The 18,217-nt window shown below is 60.6% G+C and carries 15 protein-coding genes and 1 pseudogene; 7 read left to right on the top strand and 9 right to left on the bottom strand.

The genetic code is table 11. The features are described 5' to 3' along the window. The first annotated feature begins 2 nt into the window (after positions 1–2). From IPK17_RS14805 to IPK17_RS14795, 3 genes and pseudogenes are all read left to right on the top strand, one after another. The gene (locus tag IPK17_RS14805) at positions 3–1,877 is read left to right on the top strand and encodes a DNA polymerase (protein ID WP_343418466.1); all 1,875 of its coding nucleotides are present in this window, start codon (positions 3–5) and stop codon (positions 1,875–1,877) included. Further along, positions 1,874–2,659 carry a ceramidase domain-containing protein gene (locus tag IPK17_RS14800; RefSeq protein WP_343418465.1) on the top strand — a complete coding sequence of 262 codons (786 nt, stop codon included), beginning with the start codon at positions 1,874–1,876 and terminating at the stop codon, positions 2,657–2,659. Before IPK17_RS14805 ends, IPK17_RS14800 begins: the two co-directional genes overlap by 4 nt. After that, positions 2,580–3,020, top strand: a pseudogene (locus tag IPK17_RS14795) (GNAT family N-acetyltransferase); the annotation flags it as partial. The gene IPK17_RS14800 and the pseudogene IPK17_RS14795, both read left to right, overlap by 80 nt. 33 nt (positions 3,021–3,053) lie before the next feature. Here the strand turns inward: IPK17_RS14795 and IPK17_RS14790 are convergent. Continuing rightward, complete coding sequence (locus IPK17_RS14790; protein WP_343418464.1) at positions 3,054–4,835, bottom strand: sensor histidine kinase; 1,782 nt, start codon at positions 4,833–4,835, stop codon at positions 3,054–3,056. A 124-nt stretch (positions 4,836–4,959) separates the two neighbouring features. Here IPK17_RS14790 and IPK17_RS14785 point away from each other — a divergent pair, with 124 nt between their 5' ends. After that, positions 4,960–5,562 (top strand): pyroglutamyl-peptidase I, encoded by a 603-nt coding sequence (locus IPK17_RS14785; RefSeq protein ID WP_343418463.1) that lies wholly within the window; start codon positions 4,960–4,962, stop codon positions 5,560–5,562. Between the two features lie 371 nt (positions 5,563–5,933). On the opposite strand, the gene IPK17_RS14780 is transcribed toward IPK17_RS14785, so the two are convergent. Further along, positions 5,934–7,022 (bottom strand): hypothetical protein, encoded by a 1,089-nt coding sequence (locus tag IPK17_RS14780; protein ID WP_343418462.1) that lies wholly within the window; start codon positions 7,020–7,022, stop codon positions 5,934–5,936. A 464-nt stretch (positions 7,023–7,486) separates the two neighbouring features. Next, positions 7,487–9,010 (bottom strand): MocR-like pyridoxine biosynthesis transcription factor PdxR, encoded by a 1,524-nt coding sequence (pdxR, locus tag IPK17_RS14775; RefSeq protein ID WP_343418461.1) that lies wholly within the window; start codon positions 9,008–9,010, stop codon positions 7,487–7,489. 199 nt (positions 9,011–9,209) lie between these two features. Between pdxR and IPK17_RS14770 the strand changes: the two genes are divergently transcribed. Further along, positions 9,210–10,550: a HEAT repeat domain-containing protein gene (locus IPK17_RS14770; protein ID WP_343418460.1), complete on the top strand. Its 1,341-nt coding sequence runs from the start codon at positions 9,210–9,212 to the stop codon at positions 10,548–10,550. A gap of 91 nt (positions 10,551–10,641) precedes the next feature. Here IPK17_RS14770 and IPK17_RS14765 read toward each other — a convergent pair whose 3' ends face one another. Next, a complete protein-coding gene (locus IPK17_RS14765; RefSeq protein ID WP_343418459.1) occupies positions 10,642–12,015 on the bottom strand; it encodes a cytochrome P450 in 1,374 nt (457 codons plus the stop codon). Between the two features lie 127 nt (positions 12,016–12,142). Here IPK17_RS14765 and IPK17_RS14760 point away from each other — a divergent pair, with 127 nt between their 5' ends. Further along, complete coding sequence (locus tag IPK17_RS14760; RefSeq protein WP_343418458.1) at positions 12,143–12,769, top strand: TetR/AcrR family transcriptional regulator; 627 nt, start codon at positions 12,143–12,145, stop codon at positions 12,767–12,769. Between the two features lie 129 nt (positions 12,770–12,898). After that, complete coding sequence (locus tag IPK17_RS14755; RefSeq protein WP_343418457.1) at positions 12,899–13,648, top strand: lytic transglycosylase domain-containing protein; 750 nt, start codon at positions 12,899–12,901, stop codon at positions 13,646–13,648. Between the two features lie 131 nt (positions 13,649–13,779). Here IPK17_RS14755 and IPK17_RS14750 read toward each other — a convergent pair whose 3' ends face one another. The 5 genes from IPK17_RS14750 to IPK17_RS14730 all read right to left on the bottom strand — a co-directional run bounded on the left by IPK17_RS14750 (position 13,780) and on the right by IPK17_RS14730 (position 18,132). Next, a complete protein-coding gene (locus IPK17_RS14750) occupies positions 13,780–13,926 on the bottom strand; it encodes a Flp family type IVb pilin (RefSeq protein ID WP_343418456.1) in 147 nt (48 codons plus the stop codon). A 117-nt stretch (positions 13,927–14,043) separates the two neighbouring features. Beyond that, positions 14,044–14,496 (bottom strand): hypothetical protein, encoded by a 453-nt coding sequence (locus tag IPK17_RS14745; RefSeq protein WP_343418455.1) that lies wholly within the window; start codon positions 14,494–14,496, stop codon positions 14,044–14,046. Then, positions 14,493–15,560, bottom strand: a complete 1,068-nt coding sequence (locus IPK17_RS14740; protein ID WP_343418454.1) for a CAP domain-containing protein — start codon at positions 15,558–15,560, stop codon at positions 14,493–14,495. Before IPK17_RS14740 ends, IPK17_RS14745 begins: the two co-directional genes overlap by 4 nt. A 172-nt stretch (positions 15,561–15,732) precedes the next feature. Beyond that, positions 15,733–17,097: a glycosyl hydrolase gene (locus IPK17_RS14735; protein WP_343418453.1), complete on the bottom strand. Its 1,365-nt coding sequence runs from the start codon at positions 17,095–17,097 to the stop codon at positions 15,733–15,735. Between the two features lie 438 nt (positions 17,098–17,535). After that, positions 17,536–18,132: a hypothetical protein gene (locus IPK17_RS14730; RefSeq protein ID WP_343418452.1), complete on the bottom strand. Its 597-nt coding sequence runs from the start codon at positions 18,130–18,132 to the stop codon at positions 17,536–17,538. Between the last annotated feature and the right edge of the window lie 85 nt (positions 18,133–18,217).

The following is an 18,217-nucleotide window of genomic DNA, read 5'->3' as shown; positions in this document are numbered from 1 at the left end:
GTATGCAGTTACCCCTGTTTCAGGAAACGCATGAGCCGGATCACGCGGCGCTGCGGCGCTGTGCCCGCGCGGACGTGGTCGCGCTCGACATCGAGACGGAGACACGCTGGCCGGGGACCGGGCCGAAGGTCGACTACGGCCTGAGCTATGCGGCGGCGGTCACGGTGATCGGGCTGGCGTGGCGCGAGGGCGATCACCTGGTGACGACGGCGGTCGCCGCCCCGTTCGACGACGCGATCCGCGCGTTCCTGACGCAGTTGTTCAGCGGGCAGACGCTGATCGTCGCGCATAACGCCGTCTTTGATTTGCGCCAGCTCTCCAAACTCACAGGCGGACTGACGCCGGAACGCATCTGGGATACGCAGTCGATGGCGCGGCTGCTGCATCCGGCCATCGACGTGAGCTACAGCCTGCTCGGCGTGGCGACGATGCTCGGCATTCCGTTCCCCGAACGCCAGCTCGAAATGAAAGGCCAGCGCACCAAGCTGCATCTGCTGCCGCTCGAAACCACGCTCGAATACGCGCAGGACGACGCGCGCCTGTCGCTCGACATCTACGAACGCCAGCGCGCGCTCCCCGCCGATCCCGAACTGGTCGAGTGGGAAATCCGAGCGCTGCGCGAATACTGCCGCATGACGGCACGTGGTATGCGCTTGAATACGCCGTTCGTCGAGCGGCGGCTGGTCGAACTGCGGGGGGAGCGCGAAACGGTCGCGGCGCGGCTGCGCGCCGACGGCCTCGATACGCCGGGCAGTTCGCAGGCGCGGGCGCGCTATCTGTACGAGCAAAAGGGCATTCCGCTGCCCAAGTGGGACCCGAAATCGTGGTTTTTCACGCGGGCGGGGCGTAAACGGCTGCAAGCGACCCCCGGCGCGCGCGTTGAACTGGGCGACCTGAGCACCGGGTCGCACGTGATCGAAGCGTACCTCGAAGAGGCCAAGCCCTACAGCGAACAACTGCGCGATCTGGCGGCGTATCTGGAAATCGACTGGCTGATCTCCGCGCTCGAAGGCCTGATCGATCACGCGGCGTTTGATGGGCGCCTGCACAGCCTCGTCAGCATTGCGACCGAGTCCGGGCGGCGGGCATCGAGTTACCCGCACATGCAGAACTGGAAGATGCCGGCGATGGCGGGCGTGGCCATCGGCGATGAGGGCTTCACGCTGGTCGAGATCGACTACAGCAACGCCGAAAATGTCATGGCGGCGTACATCTCCGGGGATGATAATCTCGCGGCGGCCTGCCGTGCCGAAGACTTTCACAGCACGATGGCGGTGCAGTACTTCGGCGCGACGTGGGAACGCGCGGATGCCGCGGAACGCAAGCAGTTACGCAACATGTCTAAGAAGATCACCTATGGCACGGCTTATGGCATGGGAGCGGAACGCTTAGGCGAAAGCATCGGCGTGGCGAAGGCGGAGGCGTGGCGGCTGATTCAGGCCAAAGACGCGGCCTTCGCCAAGGTCACCAAGATGCGCGCGGCCGCCCAGCAGCAGGTGAGCGCGACCAATCTGCTCAAGCTGTGGACGGGACGCCCGGTCGCTGTGCCGACGCCGTTCGTCGCGTGGAACTACCTGTGTCAGGGCGGGGTGAGCGAACTGCTCAAGCGGGCGATTGTGGTCGTCGCCGAGACGTACCGCGCGCAGGGGATGCGGTCGCGCGTGGCGCTCGACATGCACGACGCGCTGATCCTCGAAGTGGCGCACGATGAATGGGACGCGGCGCTGAGGCTGGCGAGCGACGTGATGCAGCACATCACGCCCGCCGACCAGATGGAACGCACGAATCCGCCGATCCGCTGGATCGCGCAGCCGAATTTGCACGAGAATCAGCATAAATGGGGCGCGGAACAGACGCATCCCAGAGGACACTTATGAACCCGGCACGGCACTTGGTCTTCACCCTCGGTTTATCCGTTCTGATCATCACGATCTCAGTGGCTTGGCTGTCCAGCATCCCCGCCGCGACGTGGGCGAGCTGGCAGCCCGCTACCTGCTTACAGGTAGAAGGCTGCTTCTGCGAGGCTGACCAGTCCACCGAATCGGTACGCCAGCCCGCGAATGCGTGGTCATCGTTCGCCTATGTCGTGGTTGGCAGTTGGATTCTGGTCGGCGCGGCGGTTGCCACTGCGGGTGGGCCGTATCAGCCGCTCATCGGCGCAGCGGTCGGCGTGAACGCCGTGATCATTGGCGTCGGCAGTGCCTTCTATCACGCTTCGCTGACGTTCACCGGGCAGTTTTTCGACATTCTGGGTATGTATCTGCTGGCGGGGCTGATGCTCGTGTACGCCTTACAGCGCCTGCTCGGCTGGTCACTCACCCGCGCTGTCGGGGTGTATGTCGCCTTCAGCGTGGCTCTAGCAATTGTGCAGGTGGTTTGGCCAGACACCCGGCGCTATTTGTTTGCGCTGGTGCTGCTGGTGGCGCTCGGCGTCGAACTGATCTATCGCCGCCGCGCCGCTCCGAAGATCCAAACTCTCTGGTTTCATCTCGGCTTGGGACTGTTCGCGCTGGCTTTCCTCGTGTGGATTTTGGATACGACGGGCGTGCTGTGCGCGCCGAATTCGCTGCTGCAAGGGCATGCGCTTTGGCATCTGCTCGGCGCGGTGGCGGTCGCCTGCCTGCACCTCTATTATCGCAGTGAGACCCGGCATGACTGAGATCACGTTTCGCGCTCTGCACGCCGAGGACGCCGCGTGCCTGCGGCTGATGCTCTATCACGCGATCTATGTGCCGCCGGGCGATGTGCCGCCGCCGCTCACCATCGTCGATCAGCCGGATATCGCCCGCTACATTGCGGATTTCGGTCAGCGCGCCGGTGATAGCGGCGTGCTGGCGTTAGCCGATGGCGTATGTATTGGCGCGGCGTGGGTGCGCCTCATGGAAGGCTATGGTTTCATTGCCGCCGACGTGCCCGAACTGTCGATTGCGCTCGTGCCGGAATACCGCGGGCAGGGAATCGGCTCACAGCTCCTTGACCGGGTGCTGGCAGCGCTGCGATCCGAATTCACACACATCAGCCTGAGCGTCAGCCTCGACAACCCGGCCAAACGCTTATACGAACGCATCGGTTTTCAGGAGTGGGCGATCAATGCGGGGACGGCGACCATGCGCCTGATGAACTTCGGTCGGCAGCGGAGGTTGGGTGACTGGGAGTTCCAGACACACGGTCGTGCCGTGGCCGACCGCGCTGGTCAGGCGGATGTCGCCGTGATGCCCTTCGATGATCTTCTGGCTGATGGACAACCCTAAGCCCGCGCCGCCGCTCAGGGAACGCGCTTTGTCCGCGCGGTAGAGCGGCTCAAAAATGTGCGGCTGGTCTTCCGGCGCGATCCCCATGCCCGTGTCTTCCACGTTGATGTAGACCCGGTCGCCGCTCCGCAGCAGGCTGACCGTGATCTTTCCGCCTTCGGGCGTGTAGATGACAGCGTTGCCGAGGACATGCTTGAGCGCCAGCCGGAGCAACCGCTCGTCGGCTTCAATTTCGATCAGCTCGTGAGGGATAATCAGCGTCAGCACTTGCTGGTTTTCCTGGATGCGCGCTTCGAAATTGGCGGTGGCTGAACGCAGGGTTTCACTTATGTTAAGTGTTTCGAATTGATAGTGGATGACGCCCTCGTTGAGTTCGATCATCTCCAGCGTATCGTTCATTAAGCGCGTGATGCGCGTGATCTGCGCATTGATGATGGCGATGCGTTCATCCCGTTCCGCGCCGTTCGGGTCACGCCACAGCAGATAGCTTTTGGTCGAGATGATGGAGAGCGGCGTACGGAAGTCGTGCGAGGCGTTCTGGATGAAAACTTTGAGCATGCGCGTGCGTTGTCGTTCGGCTTCGAGCTGCTGCAACTGTTCGCTGCGCTGTTTTTCGGCAGTGATGTCACGACTGATGCCGATCACGCCTGTCACGCGCCCCAACTGATCGCGAATCGGCACTTTGGTCGTCGACACGTAGATGCGGTTGCCGTACTCATCGACCGATTGGCGCTCCTGCGCGATCAGACTTTGCCCCCCCAGCACGCGCATGTCATCGGCCTCGTACTGAGCGGAGAGTTCCGGCGGGAAATGCCCTCCCGCCGATTTGCCGACCAACTCACGCGCGGAGGCGGCACGCGCGGCGCGGGTGTGCGCCGGGTTGCTGAGGATGAAACGCAGATTCGCGTCTTTGATGAAGATATAATCTGGAATGTTGTCGATGAGCGTGCGGAGCATGTTCCGTTCATGTGAGAGCTCGGTCACCGTGTTGAAGTACTGGTCGAGCTCATAGAGCAGGACGCCAGCGATCACCCCCATGAAAGGCAGAATGATGAACATGGGAATGCTCGCTCCAGCCAACATCTGGTCACGGATGTCGGCGGGCAGCAGCCAGAACGGCGCAACCGCCAGTATGGTGGAAACGATGCCGAAGATCAGATACCGCCAACCGACGGTGGTGAGACTCATGTTCGTTGTCGGGTTGCGGCGGAGGTAGTGGTAGAAGATCAGTCCCAACCCGACATTCAGCCAGATGCCCGGTAGTGCCGAGGCAATACCGACTCCACCAATGCTGAGGCGATAGATGCTGAGCATGACTGCCGTGATGAAACCGCTGACGAAGCCCCCTTGCGCGGTGGAAATCGCGACAATAATCGTCCGAGAGTCAATGAAGACCCCCGGTTGGATATAGTACGGACTAATCATGTTCATTAGGCCGCACACGCCGAAGATGATCCCCGGCACGACGTGGCGCAAGACCTCATGGCCGGCGACCCGGCGCGCCAAATACGAATAGCCGAGTACGAACGGAAAGAGGAGGGTGGCGTTATCGATGAGGGTGTGCAGCAGGTCAAGAAACAGCATAGCTACCGGTGGGTGAGTATAATCAATGTTCTATATTAAATACCTGATCGCATCAATGTAACGTAAATGTTTCCTTAACTTTGTTAGGTCTAGAGGTCTTCACGCCCCAGAGAGAGACAACGATATGAACATATTGATCACAGGTTTCACGCCCTTTGGTGAGGTTGAGCGCAATCCGTCGCAGTTGATCGTGGAATGTCTGGCGGAACGTCAGCCCGATCTGCGCACGCTGGTGCTGCCGACCGAGTATCACGCGGCAGCAGAGAAGCTGCGTGCGGCGCTGCGCGACTGGCAGCCAGACGCGGTTGTGTCGCTGGGCGTGGCGCAGAGCCGCTCGGCGATCACCTTGGAACGCATCGCGATTAATGTGGATGATGCGTCGATTCCTGATAACGGCGGCGTGCTCAAAACCGGCGACCTGATCGAACCCGAGGGGGCGATTGCCTACTGGTCGACGCTGCCGCTGCAACCAATGCTCAGTGCTCTGCAAACACGCGGCATCCCGGCGGCGATCTCGAATCATGCCGGGACATACGTGTGCAATCACGTGTTTTACACGGTACGCCATTATGTCGAACAGCACGGTCTGAACATCCCGTGCGGATTCATCCATGTGCCGGGTTTGCTGAAAGTTGATGGGGAAACGACGACGGGCATGCCGCTGGAGCAGATGGTCGAGGCGGTCGAGATTTGCCTCGCTGTGCTGCGCGGCGATCTGCGGGGGTGACACCGAGGCCTACCCGTAGCTCCGCGGAAGCGCGGGGAGTCGATTGGGGAACAGCGGACGAAATGGTGCAGTTTAAGAAAAAAAGACGGTGTTTGGAGGGACAGGACATGAGCCTGTTTCACAATTGGTGAAAATGCTCAACCTCACCCTGCTTGCTTCGCAAGCCGTCCCTCTCCGTGGGGAGAGGGACACAACCAACCCGCCTTGCCCTTGCCCCTCGCCCTTTGGAGAGGGGCGGTTGAGCGCAGCGAAACGGGGTGAGGTTAGACAAAGTGCCGATTCTGAAATGACTTCATGCCTCGTCCCGACGACGGCTCGCTGGTCAGAAGTGTCCGGCCCGCATTCTTTTGGAAAGGGGACGCGCCAGTCGGTTACGACAGAAACACCAGATCGTAAGGGTACTTGTTCAGCGTGAGGCGGCCTTTATCCACACGCAGAATCTCGCTCAGGCGCACAAAATCCTGATCGCTGATGACGAACAGGTACGGATTGCCGTCCTCAAACAGCTTCGTCAAGTCGATGCGCGTGTCGTACTGTACGGCGACATCGGTGTTCGTGCTCAGTGCGTTCCAGTAGCGGCGCATCTGCGTGGCATACCACAGCTTGACGATCTTACGGAAGAGGTACGGGTAGATGCCGAAATCGTCGGTGATGCGCTTCAGGTCGTCGATCTCGATGCCGTGCGCGGCGCGGTCATACAGCCACAGGTTGGAGAACGTCTCGGGGATCGGCTGGCCCTTGAACTGTTCCAACTGCGCGGCGGCCTCGCGCTGCGCGATCTGCGCGGCTTCCGCGAGTTTGCTGCGGAGCTTGGCGGGCAGCGTCATGAAGAAATACGGGTAGACCAGCCCCTGTTTGAGTAGCTGATAGTTCGCGGATACGTCCAGTCCAGCGGCGAGCATCTCCGTGGTGAGGATTTTGCCGTCTTCGGCGCGCGTTGTCCCGGCGAACACCCACGAAATCGGGCGACCGTTCTTTTCGGCGTCATTGGTGACGATATATCCGGGAATCGCGTCGCCGTGCTTCTCTTTGATCTCGACTACCGCCCCGTCGCGCCGAATCTTGGCGGTGTTCACCCACGAATTTTTGCCCCACGTCTTCCACGTCACCGACTCCACGCCGAGCAGGCGCAGAAAGGCGTTGGTCGCTTCGATGGCGATGCGCTTGGGCTGCTTGTGTTCGCCGGCGTCCGGCTTCTTGATCGCCGCGCGCGGTTCCAGCTTCAGGTTTTTGGGGGTGGGCGGGTTTTCCGGCGAATAATGCGTTTCGAAGGCATCGACGCCCTGCAAACGCAGTTGCACAATGCCATTCTCTTCGGCGAGGTTTTTGTCGAGCTCGGCGCGGTTCTCCGTCTCGAAGGTGTTCCAGAGCTGCGGGTTATCCGCCTTGAACTTGATCGAGTCGCCGTCTGGCGAATAGCCGACGACGTAGAAGCGGCCTTTGATGAGCGTGAAGTTCACGATGGTTGTCTCCTTGTGTGCGCATTGTATTAAAGCATAGGGTCACGAATCGCGCTGGTAAGGGGAGCGCAGGTGATAGTTCGCCACAAGGCGGGAGAAGGTAGGGGAAGGGCTTGCCCCTCCCGCTGCTGGGCGCGGCTGAAGCGTGGTGTCCGGTTGGGGACACAATTCATTGCATCCCTACACAAGAACCGTTTTCTTGTAGGGACGAGGCATGCCTCGTCCTAATTTCTAGAGAAGGATATAGAGGACAAGGCATGCCTTGTCCCTACAAAAACCTCGCCAATCAAGATCATGCTACGCTTTTTTGACACCCTCTTTATCGCGTCCGCTGCATCCTGCTCTCCGCTTTCCTAGGAGAGGGGTGAGGGATAACAAAAAGGGCGCAGCATGCTGCGCCCCTACAGAATCGATATTGGTACCGTTTTCAGCTTTTAGCTAATCGCCAACTGCGAACCGCTGACTTACAACAGCGGCGCTTTCTCGATCTCCGGGTAATCGCAGGCGAGTTCGCGCCACGCGCGCCCCAGGCGCCGGAAGCCCTCTTCAATGTCGACCGGCTTGTGCGCGCCAAAGTTGATGCGCATGTGATGGCTGCCGCTGCCATTGGTATAAAACAGGTTGCCGAGCGCGTAGGCGACGCCCGTCTGCACGGCCTGAATATACAGTTCGGCGACGGTTGGCCCGGTCTTGGGCAGTTCAACCCACAGATACATCCCGCCGTGCGGCTTCTCCCACTTCGACCCCGGCGGCAGCGAGCGGCGCGCGGCGGCGAGCGCCACATCGCGGCGGCGCTTCAGTTCGCGCATGTTGCGCTCCATTTGCAGCGCCAGCACGCCGTGTTCGAGCATCCAGTGCAGCGCGCGTTGATTGAGGCCGGGCGTCGAGATGTCGGCGGCCTGCTTGACGCGCACCAAACGTTCATGGTGAATGCCGTCGGAGATCACATAGCCGATGCGCAGACCGGGGATCAGGTTCTTGGTGAAGCCGCTCACGTGGATGACGATCCCGTGTTCGTCCAGCGCCTTGAGCGGCGGATACGTTTCGCCCTCAAAGCGGAATTCCTGATACACGGCATCTTCGAGAATCGGAACATGATATTCGTGTGCTAAGTTGAGCAGTTGACGGCGGCGGTGCAGCGGCATAACGCGCCCGGTTGGGTTCTGGAACGAGGGCATGACGTAGATCAGACGCGGGTGATGTTCGAGAATGACGTTTTCGAGCATGTCGAGGCGAATGCCATCGTCGTCCATGCCCACGCCAAACGCGCGGACGCGGCGGGTGCGGGCGATGTCGAGCATGCCGAGGTAGGTCGGCGTTTCGGTGATGACCAGATCGCCCTCGGAGAGCAGTGACTGCACCACCAGATCGATCCCCTGCTGCGTGCCGCCCGTGATCAGGACATGTTCGCTGCTGCAGCGAATCCCCAACGCGCTCACATAGTCGCGCACGCTGGCGCGCAAGGGGGCGTAGCCTTCGGGCACTTCATAGGCGAGCGCTTCTGAGCCGTCGCGGTCGATCACGGCGTTGATGGCTTCGCGCAAGTGCGAGACCGGGAAGAATTCGGTGGGCGGCGCGCCCGTGCTGAAGTTGATCACGCCGGGACGCCGCGCCATACGCATGAGTTCGCGCAGCGAGCGGTCGGGGTAGTTGTTTGCGCCGATCATCTCCGCGTGCTGGCCGTTGGGGCGCGCGGGGCTCGGCATCATCGAGGTTGGACTTTCGATGCTCTCGCGCCCGCCGGAGACAAACGTCCCGCGACCCGCATGGGCGCTCAAATAGCCTTCCGCGCGCAGTTCCGCATAGGCGTTGACCACGCTGATGCGGCTGATGTTCAACTGGCGCGCGAGATCGCGGCTGGCGGGCAGACGCGTCCCGGCGGGCAGCGTCCCGCTTTCGATTTGGGCGCGCACATGCCGGATGAGCTGCCGATAGATCGGTTCTTCACTGTCCCGATCAAGCAGAATCGACAGAGGGTGCGTAAGCATATGAAACTCCAACGGACGACTAAGGGCGCGATCACCCTACCATGTACGAACGGACGAAAAGAGTCCATGTAGTACCATTATGGACTCGGAACGTGTATATGCAAGTGTTTCTTACCAGATTCGGAGGATTCATTTTCCGTTCCGTCGGAGTTGCCGTATCATAGAAGGGATTTCATTTTCGACCCGGAGACGCGATGTCATGATCGATGCGGAAGAACGCCAACAACTGATCAACGCGATGCTTGACAAGCTGGAGCATGGAAACGCTGCCGAGCGCCGCGCTGCTGCCTACTGGTTGGGCGAAGCCGCCGCCGGGGATGCCGTCGACGAACTCATCAAAACGTATCACGACGACGACAACAAGAGCGTGCGCGCTGCCGCCGCCTATGCGTTGGGGATGTTCCGGGCGGTCGACAAGGCGTTGAAAGCCGGGCGTGAAGAGCAAGTGGTGGAACGGCTGCGGCAGGTAGAAGAAGAGGGCAAGCTCGGTGGGCGCGCGCCAGTGGGGCGCTGGATGCGGCGCATTTTCGGCCTACTGCTCTCGCTCCTCATCATCGGCGGGCTGTACCTCGTGCGCGATAATCTCCGCGTGCTGGTCTTCCCCAGTCTCGCGCAGGATCGCCTGTCCCTCGTGAGCAGCCTCCAGCAGCAGTTCACGCCGATCAAGAATGATGTGACCACGCTGCAAAATCAGTTCGTCAATGTGGTGATCAACGGCGGCCAGCTCGACTGCACCGCCTTCTTCAATGAACCGCCGCCCGTGGCCCCGCTGTCGAATGTAGACAGCCTCGCGTATGCTGACCTTGCGGAGATGGTGACGCGCATGAACGGCGTGCATAATTCGCTGCTGGCGACGAAAGCCGTCTACAACGAGGCGTGTTTCGGTTCAACGCCGCTGACGCGCGAGTCGGCGGGCGAGGTCTACCGCGACTTTGTGCCGACCATCACGACGATTGGCGAGCTGGAAACGGCGCTCAATGTCACGCTGCAAAACGCGCCGACCGCAACGCCTGAACCGCCGACCGCCGCCCCGGTGACGGAAACACCCGTGCCGCCGACGGCCGCTCCGACCAGCGCTGCGCCCACAGCCGCGCCCGTCGAAGCGACCAGCGTACCGCAGCTCGACCCGACTGCCGCCGCCCAAGCCAACCCCGGACGGCATGTCGGCAACCTGTACGTGATTGTCGAGACGGCGACCGGGCTGAACGGGCCGAGTTCACTGCTGCTGCGCTATTGGACCGATGTGAAGCAGTCAGGCGCTACGGGCGGCTGCACCGCGCCCGCGCCTGCCATTCCGGAGAACTACACGGTGCTGCCCGAAATTGACTTGCAGGTGTCCGTCCAACTGCGGCAGGCCGTCACGTTGATCAACAACGGGTTGGGCGCGCTGCGCTCCGGTTGGCACGACTTCCAGACGGCCTGCACCAATGGCACGCTGGTCGCGTCCGCCGACAACGGCTTCAACTGGGCGCTCAACACGCAGACCTCGTTCCAGAGCGCGCGTCCGCTCCTCGACATTGTGCGCGCGCAGTGGCCGTAACCACGGCCTTGCGCCGCTAGAATCAACACCGCCCTAGGCCGACGCCTCGGGCGGTGTTTTTTTGATCGTCTGTGTCCAAACCAGCGGGGATTTACGCCAGTTCCGGCTGCATGACCGGCACGGGTTCCCGCTGTTCGACGCGCATCATCAGGTGCCCTTTGGGGCGCAGCGTGATTAGCGGCTCGGCTTCCACCCGCTGACCGGGCGTGAGCCGCAGTTGGTAGCGCTGGGCGATGGTCGCCAGCAGCAGGCGCGCTTCCATCGCCGCGAAGCTGTTGCCCACGCAGATGCGCGGCCCGCCGCCGAACGGCAGGTAGGCGTAACGCGGCAGGTTCTTCTCGTTGTCCGCGCTGAAGCGTTCCGGCATAAAGCGTTCGGCTTGCTCCCACAGTTCGGGGTCGCGCTGCATGAAGTAGTTGAAGATCACGACCTGCGTGCCTTTCGGAATGCTGTACTCGCCGATTTCCACATCGGCTTGGGCTTCCCGGCCAAAGCTGTAGGCGGGCGGCATCAGGCGCATCGATTCCTTGACCACCATATCGGTATAGGGCAGGCGGCGCAGATCTGCCAGCGTGGGCAGCCTGCCCGCCAGCACCGTATCCAGCTCGGCGTGCAGCTTGGCCTCAACTTCGGGATTCTCCGCCAGTAGCTTGAACGTCCAGTTGAGCGTGTTGGCGGTCGTTTCGTGCCCGGCCAGCAGCAGCGTGACGGCTTCGTCGCGCACCTGCTTATCGGTCATGTGCTGGCCTTCGTCATCTTCCGCGAGCAGCAGCATCGAGAGCAGATCGCCGCGATCTTCCCCGGTTTTGCGCCAGTCCGCGATCATGCCGTAGACCACTTCGTCGAGATCAGCGAGTGCGCGGCGCAGGCGCAGGCGACTGCGTGTCGGAATCCACGCGGGCAGTACATCATTCGGCTTCATCGCTTCCTGAATCACGTCGGTCGCGGCACCAACGCGATCCGCCGCTGCCGAGACATCCGTGTTGAACAACGACTTGGCAACAATCTTGAGCGTGAGCGTCATCATCTCGTGGTCCACCGCGAGGCGCTGACCGTCGCGCCAGTGCGCGAGCATGCGGTCGGTGTAGTCGACCATCGTTTCGGCATAGGCTTCAATGCGCTTGGTATGCAGCGCGGGCGCGACCAGCTTGCGCTGCCGCTTCCAGAACTCGCCGTCACTCACGAGCAGCCCGTTGCCCATGACCCGTGCCAAACCAACCTGCTCATCCTTGTACAGTTGATCTTTGTGGAACTTGTCCGCCTGCGTGACCAGCACTTCATGCGCGAAGTCCGGGTCGGCGATGACATAGTAGTTGAACAGCGGCGTCGTGAGCGTGGTCACCTTGCCATACCGCTGGATAATGCGCCCGAAGAAGCCGAGCATATCGGCGTTGAGTTCCGCCATCAGCTTGAAGCGACCCCAGATCGATTTAGGGAACACGAGTCCCTCTGCTATCCGTCCCATGTGACGATTCCTTGTTGACACTTTGACTATTTATGGACACATTGTCTATAATTGATGATATGAAATCGCGTCCGCCTGTCAATCAGCAGTTTGGGCGGCGTGTCCAATAGTAGACAGGTGTCTAGAAATGACGGAAAAGCGACCGGATCGGCGGCGAGAGCGCACGTTTCACATGTTGAGCACCGCGCTGCTCGACCTGCTGAAAGAGCGCGATTACAACAACATCACGATTCAGGACGTGGCCGATAAGGCCGACGTCAGCCGTGCCACCTTTTACCTGCACTGCAAAGACAAAGACGAACTGCTCTTCAAGACGATGCAGCGCATCTACGACGAGTTGAGCACGCACTATCCCCCGCTGGATCGCAACGATTTCAACAATCGTTCGTACTTGGAACAAACCGACGATGCGCGCGACTTTCATCATGTCGCCGCCCATGCCGACTTCTACCGGGCGATGCTGAGCGCGCATGGTTCGCCGCAGTTCATACGCATGGTGCGGGCGTATCTGGAAACCGTGATTCGCGACCAGATTTTGAAGCCGCTCATGCCGTCGGACGGCGAACCGGGCTTGCCGCTCGACTTTATGGCGGCCTATATGGCGGGCGCGCAGATCGGCGTGATCAACTGGTGGCTCGACAACAATTTACCCGTTTCACCCGAGGAAATCAGCCGCATGTTGAGCCGAATGTGCCTGTTCGGGATGCGCTGGTCGCTGCGCCTAGCCATTGACCCGGAGGTTGATTTGACTTGAAAATATTGAACACTTGTTCTATAATTGAACAGAAATCACCCCCTACTTATGCGGGTTTTACACATCTTTTACGCAAAAGTTCAGGGTGCGTGTTGTAGAATCAGAGTGTTCCATAAACAGAGATGGTGAATGGCAGTTCAGACTAAACCGTACGCGCACAAAGCGGTGAAAAAGTCACCGCAGAAGCCGAAAACGAAGCCCCAGTCGCGCGCCGGATGGCTGCGCTACCTGCCGGGATGGATCATCATTGCGTTCGTCTTAGCGATTTTGCTGCCGAATGCACTGGCCTCCACGTTTGGTGTTGTCAACCGAGTGATGAGCGCTGTGCCGCACGTCACGGGGATCGAAACAGTCTATGTGGCTCCAGCGGGCGTGGGCGCGAATGTGATCGCGCCGATGTTTACGAAAGAAGTCCGGCACTGGAGTTCGGATATTCAACGCTGGGCGCAGCAGTATGGGCTTGATCCCAACTTGCTGGCCACAGTGATGCAAATTGAATCGTGCGGTTATGACACTGTGAGCAGCCATGCGGGCGCGCAGGGGCTGTTTCAGGTGATGCCGTTCCACTTCTCCGCGGGCGAAGACATGCTCGACCCGGATACCAACGCCATGCGCGGCGCGAACTTCCTCAACGAATGTCTCGGTTACGCGAACGGCGACACCGGGCTGGCGATGGCCTGCTACAACGGTGGTCCGTCGGTCATCAGCCGGGCGTTCGATAACTGGGCGAACGAGACCCAGCGCTACTACATCTACGGTACGGGCATTTATGCGGATGCGCAGCAGGGGCTGTCGTCGAGCGAAATGCTCAATACGTGGTACACCTCGGGCGGCGTCAACCTGTGCAACCGCGCTTCGGTCGCGCTCGGCCTCGAATAACCTGTCAACGCAGCAAGCTTGCAAGGACGAGGCTAACCTCGTCCTTTTTGTTTGGGGTATCAAGCAGTCAACAGGCAAAAAAAGAGCCGCCCGGGGTTAACCGGGCGGCCCTCAGCTGCTGAGTGAGCTGACTAGAGCGTGTTGACGATGTTCGAGAAGATGTTGCCGATCGCCGGCCCGAGCAGGGCGAGGATCACGATGACGACAACAGCGACGAGAACCAGGATGAGCGCGTATTCGACGAGGCCTTGGCCTTCTTCACGGGGTTGATACAGCATGATAAGCTCCTCAATAAAGGATGATAATCTGCAAATGCAGCATGTCATTAGATTAGCACACATCCTTTTGGGGAAGCATTAAGATGTTTTTGGATTTGTCAAATTTTCCTAACTATTTCACAAATGGTCTTTGCGCGGGAGCAGATCGAGGTGGGCGGTGATCGAAGCAACCGCCGCCTTGATTTCGTCCGGCAGCGTTGCCGCGTGGGCGAGCTTATCCACGAGAAAACGGTCGTTCATCACGGTCGCCTGCATGGTCAAATAGCCGAAATTGTCGCCCTGCCGCATCAGCACCGGAAACTCCTGATCCGCATGGAAACGCACCGTCTTAAGGATCGTTTCCATGGACACGTCACGCCCCTCAATGCGTAGTACTAAAGTCTCACGTCTGGATTTTGGAAATCCATGGTTGTCAGCACTGGCGAACGCGGCATCCGTCAAGCGGATAGTCGACTGCCACCATGCCGTCAGGTTAGGGTGCGGATCGATGGCTGGCTGGATCGTCTCTCCGCGCAGCGTGAGTTTCAGCGCGCCGAAGAACGCGCGCGCGTAACGGCGAATGGTCATCATCGGCGGCGTGACCTCCGCAGTAAGAACTCGGCTCCGGCGCCGACCAGCACCACGACCTGCACGCCCAGCGCGATCACCAGCCACATGGTGTTGTTATTGCGCGGTTGGGGCGCGGGCGCGGCGGCCAGCGGTTGCACGATCTCCGGTGTGGGCGCGTCGAGCACCTGCACGACTTCGACGGGCGGCGTGATGTCCAGGCCCGCGGTCGGGATCATAGGAATGGCGGTCGGCGTGGCCGTGGGCAGCGAGAACGGCGTGATCGTTGGCGGAAGCGGGGTGGCGGTGGGCGCGGGCGTCGGCGTATTGGGATCGACGGTTGGCGTGTACGTCCCGGCGTGCGGCGGCACCAAGAAGATCGAGCCGACTTCGAGGTCGCGCACATCCGCCATGCCGTTGAGCTCCATCATGCGCGGCAAGTCCGCCCACGTGTAGCCGTAAATCAGCGCGATATCGCCGAGCGTGTCGCCGGGCTGCACTTGATGTTGAATATTGCCGCGTTCGTCCGTCCCCACGACGAACGAGGGCGGCGCGACGGCGCCGGAACCCCCGCCGGAACTGCTGCCCGAGCCGCCGCCGCTGCCCGCCGACACCGCGGGAGCCGCGGCGGCATAGCCATAGCCATTGGGGTTGCCGAAGACCATGACATAGGCGCGGCCCCAGTCACCGGCGGCGATGCCGATGCCGACTTCGGTATAGGCCGGGTTGACCAGCCCGGCGTAGTGGATGCCGGAATTGATCCAGAAGGTCCACGCGCTGTCGACCGAGGCATTCGACCCGGCGTAGATGTTTTCGCTGATCGCATTGGAGGGATATCCAGCATTTTGGGCGCGCGTGCGCGGCCCGGAGCCATCCGGGTGCGTGTGGCTGACGCTGCCTGTGTCGATCATCCACTGGGCTTGCTGCTGTGCCGCCGCGGAGAGGGCGCCATTCAAGCTGTAGCCCGCGCGACCCACCGACGCCCGCAGCGCATTCACCCGGTTGAGCAGATCGCCCGCGCCATCCTGCGCGTACAGGGGCACGGCGATCAGAAATATCAAGGCAAGAAGCAGTGCTTTTCTCATCATGCGCGCCATTTTAGCACGCACGGAGAGCAAAATAAAAAGACTCAACGCAAAGACGCTAAAGCGCAAAGGCGCAAAAAAGGTTCTTAAGGTGTAGGAACGCAAGGAATCGCGTTCGTGTTTTACACTTTGCGTCTTACCGCCTTTGCGCCTTTGCGTTAGATCTTTCTGTCTTCTAGAAGTTCGGCAGTTCGCCGCGCGTGATCACCCACGGGTCGCGCATCAGCCCGGCGGCATTGGCATGGCGACCAATCTGCCAGACGTATTCCCACGCCTGAAACAGCACCACTTCCGGGTATAGCTCGCGAATATCGCGGATCAGGTTGGCGTAGTCATATTCGAATGAGTCCCAACCCGCGCCAGAGGCGGGCAGCGGGCCAAATTCGAACAGGCCGACGGGCTTATCGAGGGTGAGGATGCCGTCGTATTCGCCGTAGCCATTCAGGTCGAGCGGGTCTTCGTCCAGTTCCATATATTTGTCCAGCCCGACAAGGTCGACGTAGGCCGCGCCGGGGTAAAACACGATAGGAGACGGTCCGTCCGGATGCCCCTTCATCATGGGCGTGTACGCCCACAGCAGATTATCCAGCCCGCGGTCATAGGTGAAATAGTCGAACATGTCGCGCCACAGGGCGATGAATTCGTCGGGTTCCTGAAGATGCCACCACGCCCACCCGCCGTTCATCTCGTGCAGCGGACGCCAGATCACGACGACGTTCGCATCTTCAAGCGCCTGCAGGCCGTCGGCGATGTTGGCGAGCATGGCGCGCCACTGCCGCGCCGCCGGGTTGCCCGCTTCGAGCAGTTCGCTGACCGGGTACGTGTCCCACGGATCCTCGGTGCGCGTATCTTCCCAATCGGTCGAGGCGCCATTGGTCCACGGGTTGTTGGCGTGCCAGCTGATGTTCACCAGGCTGCCCGCGTTCCACGCGTCGATCAGGAAGCCGTTCGGCTCGCTGAAGTTGTTCGCATGCTGCATGTCCCAGCGCTGATAGTCCATGCCGGTCAGCGCGGGATACTGCCCAGACGCCTCAAAGATGAGCTGCAGTTGTTCGGTGGCGGTGACCGCGCTGGTGCCGTCACCATACGCGCCAAACTGCCCGGAAAGCACCCGGTTATCCGGGCGGTCGGTCAAGCCGTTGAGGTAGCGCAGCACCGCGCGGGCGCGGGTGTCGGCGTTGGGATTCGCGGGCACACCGCGATTCGGTTCGACCGCGGTCGCAGGACGGGCAACCGCCGCGACGACTTCGGTGCTTTCGACGCTTTCGACCGGACGGAGCAGTGAGTTGTGCACATACCCGGTCACGCCGCTGATGTTCAGCGCATACCAGAGGGGACTGCCGTTTACCGCGTCGCCGTCGACTTCGCCCGTCACCTCGACCTGGTCGCCGGGGGCGAACTGGGTGAGTACGGAGGCGGTGGTGCTGGGCTCGGTGCGCACGTTGATGCGGCGGTCGCCCGTGACTTCATAGGGCGTGGCCTGCGCCCATACGCTGGTTGCCAGTACGAGCAGCAGCCCGCAGAGAATGAGCTTTTTCACGACTCTACCTATCCTCGTCTTAGTTGTTCGCATCAGTGTACTGAAAAGCTGAATTATATCAATGGTTATAACGTCAGATGAATTGTAATTGAGTGTGAAGGTTCAGCAATTACTCAGGAACTGAGAGGGGCAGTTCGGCGAACACGGTTGGCTCCAATCCCTCAATTCGCACAGGGGAGGCAGCAAAAGTGTGTTATTCCCTCTCCCTGTTTGTTGAGGATGGGACAGTTTTAGCTTCGGGAACCGTTGAGGCGCTGGTTTGAGGGAGAACAGATTGTGTAGGGACGCGCAACGGCGCGTCCGCTCTGCCCACAATCCGGCGGACGCCCCGTTGGGCGTCCCTACCCTGGCTCGATTACTAAACTGGAGGGCAGACCAGGACATCTGCCCTCTACACTAAGGGGCGATTGTGATCGATGCAGAGCGCGCGCCGCCGTCTCAGCAGGCCAGCAGCACTTCGAGGCTGTCGTCGGCGGTGAACTCCAACTCGACGCGCTCGATCTTCCCGCCGAAGCCGTGCGGTTGGAGCTGCGGCGGCAGGGTCCGCGCGATGATCGCGTTCGGATTGCTCAACTCGTTGCGCGCGATCTTCTCCACGCCGAGCACTTTGAGCGCGACTTTCGCGGGCACGTCAAAGGCACGGGTGACTTCTTCCACGTCAAGCTTGTTGTTTTTCAAGCGTAGAAGCTTCGGGGTTTTGGGGTCATTTTCGAGGGTATAGCGGAACTTGATGAAGGCGATAATCGGCTGGTGGATATGGACGGTCGCCGCGATGCGGGCTTCGTGCCCGACGATGGCGACGTTCATCTCCGAGACGTTATGGACAATGGGCAGTTCGAACTGCGCGACTTTCTGTTCCGCGACCAGCGTATAGAACACTTTGCGCAGCACAAAACCGAGCATTTCACCGTTGAGTATGGAGTGAAATTCGCCATCTTGCGTCAGACTTTCGGCGATCATCTTTTCGACAGCTTCGGCCGGAGCTGCATTGGCCGCGGCGATCTGCTTGCGCAGTCCTTGTGAATGGTTTGACATAAAGAATCCCGAACTATCAGGAACAGCACTAGTTTGCAACGCTGAGGGCGACCACGTCGAGCTGGACGACCGCGCATTCATAAAA

The sequence above is a fragment of the Candidatus Flexifilum breve genome (assembly GCF_016713355.1).
Note: the sequence above shows the minus strand (reverse complement) of the source record. Positions and strands in the feature narration are given on the sequence as shown.